Below are 4,006 nucleotides of genomic sequence, written 5' to 3'. Positions count from 1 at the left end.
CCTCGGCACACCCATAGCCCTTACCGGCAGCTTAGGTGACACGCTCTATGAATGCCAGTATAATGCCTATGGTCAGATAATAAACGAAACCTACCATCAGGACGATATAGATTCCCTGCCGGATAACCCATTAAGATTCCAAGGGCAATATTATGATGAGGAAACAGGGCTTCATTATAACCTAAACCGTTACTACGACCCATTTACCGGCAGATATATTACTCAAGACCCACTTGGCATACTGGGTGGGTTAAATAGTTATCAATATGCCGGTAGTGATCCGATAAATTGGATAGATCCGTTAGGATTGATTAAGGTTGAAAATAATGGGTTTGAGGAGGTTGCTGGAGAGGGAGCCAAAAGCTTACAACAATTAGCAAAAACAGAAATGGACAATCTAGCTGCTCTATATAACAATAAAAACATTCATCCTAAAGATTTTACCATTTCAGTAAATGGTAAAATACTCGTCGCCGATAAAAATGTCAGTATTGGAGCACCGGTATTCACTGGAGCATCTGAGGCTGATGTTATGGCTTATTTTAAACGTCTATCTGGTGTTGATACTATGCCAACAGCAAAAATTATTCCGGGGAAAGGAACGATATATTCAATTAAGATCACAGAAGGTCCCAATGCTGGTAGTAATATTACGTTAAGAAATTTTTCCGAATCTGTAGAACAAAATAAAGCAAAATGGACTATAGATATCAAAAACCCGAGTATTAATAAAGGAAACAGAGTGGAGATGAAATTTCAATGAATTTTAAAAAAATTTATAATTCTATTTTAGAAAGTGCTTTTGGTTATTCAATGGGCACAATGTGGCAACATTTAGATAATTACACGAAAGATATAAAAATACCCTACGAAATAAGAAAAGATTTATTTTTTAGAATATTAGAAAAATTAATAAAAGATGGACATATTAGATTAGCTAGAAATGGAATTTTTTTATCTGGCACAATTGAAGAACAAATTAATTCTATTAAGAATATTTGGCCTCCTTACCCTCCCGATAACGAGGATGATGATCTAGATGATGTAGGTATGTGGTTCTATGTGAAATTAAATTGCGGCATTGTTTGGATTACCAGTAATGGTCAAGAGGTTTGGACTTAAATTAAAAAATTACTATAAAGGCAATATTATGATGAAGAAAGACAATTACATTACAATTTAACCTTTATTACGACTTGTTTATCGGCAGATATATCCGACAAGATTCGTTCGGAAGGCGTGGCTAGCTAAATAATTATCATGGAATTCAATTATAACTAATTTTAATATATTGAACTAGCCTTTACTTCATCAAACATACCTTAGAATTTCTCATATTTCCTAATATGTCGATTAAAACTGGAAAATGGATGAAAACCAATACTCGTTTTAAAGTTGAAGGTGGGCAAATGACAACTCAACTTGGACAAGGTAGAGGCATAGAAATTTTTAATGAAAATATTGTTCATTTTGAAAAAGTAAAATAAAGGTAAAAATATGCTATTAAAATTAGAAACTTCCAAAGTTCCAATGAAAATGGTCTTTTTATTATCAAAGGAATTAAAAAATAATCCAGAAAGAGTCGCTTTAACACAAGCATTAACGTTAGACAAATCAAAACCTACAATGGGTCTCAAAGGTACCAATGGTCTTTTTGGATCAAAAGAGTGGTGGAATAGTATTGAGCAGGGGAGGATACCTTTATTATTTATTTCAGGAATAATAAAAAAAGCTTATGTAGCAGGGCAAGATCCCTCAAATTTTAATAATACAGTTGATTTATTACTTGAAGATGGGACAATTCAATCTGTTGGTATTTATACCAACAAAAAAGAAGATTCAAAGCTCTTTAAAATAGGATATAGTGCAAGTATCGTTTATGCATTAGATGAAATGAAATTACAACCAGATTTTGATGGTAAAATAAATCGCTCTAAAACAGCTTTAGAAATGGCAGTCTCATTAGAGCCTGTAGAATAACTTCCAATTTAGATTCAATTTAACATATCAAATCGGCAAGGTAAGCTTAATACTTAGCTTACTTTGTTAGATTTAAATTATTATTGTGTCAACTAACCATTTGCTATGATGTTATTAGCGTTAATATTATGATAAACCCAAATGTTTTTTGGTGGCATATACTTTGAGCATGATTGCTTTGGCAACCTGATTGTGGAAAAACGTGGAAAAGGCCACAGTCTAATAAACTTATTGCCGAGACCGATAACGATAAACACTGGCAAAGCTACCTTTACGAGCCAGACTCTTACCGTCCATTAGCCCTAGTGCACGGTAATGCCCAACAAGATAACATCAAACTCTACTGGTATCAAAACGACCACCTCGGCACACCCATAGCCCTTACCGGCAGCTTAGGTGACACGCTCTATGAATGCCAGTATAATGCCTATGGTCAGATAATAAACGAAACCTACCATCAGGACGATATAGATTCCCTGCCGAATAATCCGTTACGATTCCAAGGGCAATATTATGATGAGGAAACAGGACTTCATTACAACCTAAACCGTTACTATGACCCATTTACTGGCAGATATATTACTCAAGACCCACTTGGTATACTGGGTGGGTTAAATAGTTATCAATATGCCAATAATGATCCAATAGACTTAATTGACCCGTTGGGATTAGAATGTAAATGGTTTATTGTTGGAAATAAAAGATACTTAAAATCTGCTGAACAGGATGGAACACTCGTTATTGGTGCCGGGCTAAACCCTATTGAGGGTGCTTATAATATATCTCATCCTGCTCACCCTATGGCGCCAGGTGTTTTTGCTGGCGATGCGCATAATTTGTCGAATATCGCTACCGGCTCGCAAAAGACCATTATAATGGATAATCCGTATGGCTATGCTCCCTTAAATGATGAAGTCCTCCGCGTTTTAAAGAAAGATGGTACAATAATCATTCGTGGCAGTGATGGTAAAGTAAATAAATATATGAGAAATCTGGAAATTATAGCAAAAAATAAAGGGTTGCAATTGATTAATAAACGAAAAATTTCTAGCAAGGGATATACTCAGTCGAATGGAGAGGCAATTAGAAATGAACAATTAAACGAATATATTTTCAAGAAAGAATAGGTGATTTTATGAAATATAAAATTGACATTACAAATAGTTACGAATATTTCATTGATATTGATGGCTGGAGTGGTGTAAAAAACTATTGTTCTTTACCGAAAATTGATCAAAAAAATTTAACTTGCCGAATATATCTCGAAAATGCATCCATACGTATGGATGAGAATATATGGCGAGATCAGATACTCTTGATAAATCCCAAAAGTATCATCAATATCGCTGATGACCTGCTGGTATTAGCCAGAAAAGCTACTCTCACGATAGAAAATATTCGCTGCTATGATCTTAAAGTGATCCATAAAGAACGAGACTATTATCATTCATCAGGCTTAAATTTTAATATTAAAGATCGTTACATTGTATTAGGTGGATATGACTCAGAACACTTAGATTCAAATATTTTTGGTCGAGCCATTTTTCAAGGTAAAGTTTTTTTAGAGTTGGAGGAGGATAAAATTCTTCCATTAATGATAGATGGTGATGATGGCGTGGTAGGAGGCGATAAAGGTATAATAAAAATTAATAATGAAAAAGAAACAGAATTAATTAAAAAAAGGATATCACTAAATATTAGTTATTTTAATGCTATAGAGTCACCTATGTGGGATTATAACTTTACGAGTAATTATTTTAATGATATGGATGGGTACAAGGAAGCTATTTTGGATTATCCGCCAAGCCAAAATAATTGATAGTGCTTACATTATTTAATCAATAGATTTCAGATGAAAACGTGATTGTCACCATGGCTGATGGCAGTCAAAAGTGTTACACCCATAAAGATGGTTTGTTACAGTCAGAAACCGATGCTAATGGGGCGACCAAAACCTATCAGTATAATGAAGAGGGATTGAAAACCGTTGAGATTGATGCGTTAGGGCATCAAACCCACTATGAAT

General features: G+C 34.3%; 5 protein-coding genes. All 5 read left to right on the top strand.

Features of this window, described 5'->3' with window-relative positions; translation table 11 throughout:
* A partial coding sequence (locus tag A9G41_RS08500; protein WP_143425446.1) for an RHS repeat-associated core domain-containing protein occupies window positions 1-763 on the top strand: 763 nt, incomplete at its 5' end.
* Window positions 760-1,122, top strand: a complete 363-nt coding sequence (locus A9G41_RS08495; RefSeq protein WP_065582002.1) for a DUF596 domain-containing protein — start codon at window positions 760-762, stop codon at window positions 1,120-1,122. The genes A9G41_RS08500 and A9G41_RS08495, both read left to right, overlap by 4 nt.
* Before the next feature lie 375 nt (window positions 1,123-1,497).
* Window positions 1,498-1,980: a hypothetical protein gene (locus tag A9G41_RS08490; RefSeq protein ID WP_065582621.1), complete on the top strand. Its 483-nt coding sequence runs from the start codon at window positions 1,498-1,500 to the stop codon at window positions 1,978-1,980.
* Window positions 1,981-2,153: 173 nt separating this feature from the next.
* On the top strand, window positions 2,154-3,107 hold the full coding sequence (locus A9G41_RS08485; protein ID WP_065583102.1) for an RHS repeat domain-containing protein: 954 nt from the start codon (window positions 2,154-2,156) through the stop codon (window positions 3,105-3,107).
* A gap of 8 nt (window positions 3,108-3,115) precedes the next feature.
* Window positions 3,116-3,799: a hypothetical protein gene (locus A9G41_RS08480; protein ID WP_065583101.1), complete on the top strand. Its 684-nt coding sequence runs from the start codon at window positions 3,116-3,118 to the stop codon at window positions 3,797-3,799.
* The last annotated feature ends 207 nt before the right edge of the window (window positions 3,800-4,006 follow it).

It is taken from the genome of Gilliamella sp. Nev5-1 (genome assembly GCF_001690895.1).
GTDB lineage: Bacteria > Pseudomonadota > Gammaproteobacteria > Enterobacterales > Orbaceae > Gilliamella > Gilliamella apicola_C.
This window is presented reverse-complemented; position numbering and strand designations above follow the sequence as displayed.

What these genes read in the sequence shown, in the direction of transcription:
- A9G41_RS08495 (WP_065582002.1), top strand. Translation starts at nt 760, where the DNA reads ATGAATTTTAAAAAAATTTATAATTCTATTTTAGAAAGTGCTTTTGGT.
- A9G41_RS08490 (WP_065582621.1), top strand. Translation starts at nt 1,498, where the DNA reads ATGCTATTAAAATTAGAAACTTCCAAAGTTCCAATGAAAATGGTCTTT.
- A9G41_RS08480 (WP_065583101.1), top strand. Translation starts at nt 3,116, where the DNA reads ATGAAATATAAAATTGACATTACAAATAGTTACGAATATTTCATTGAT.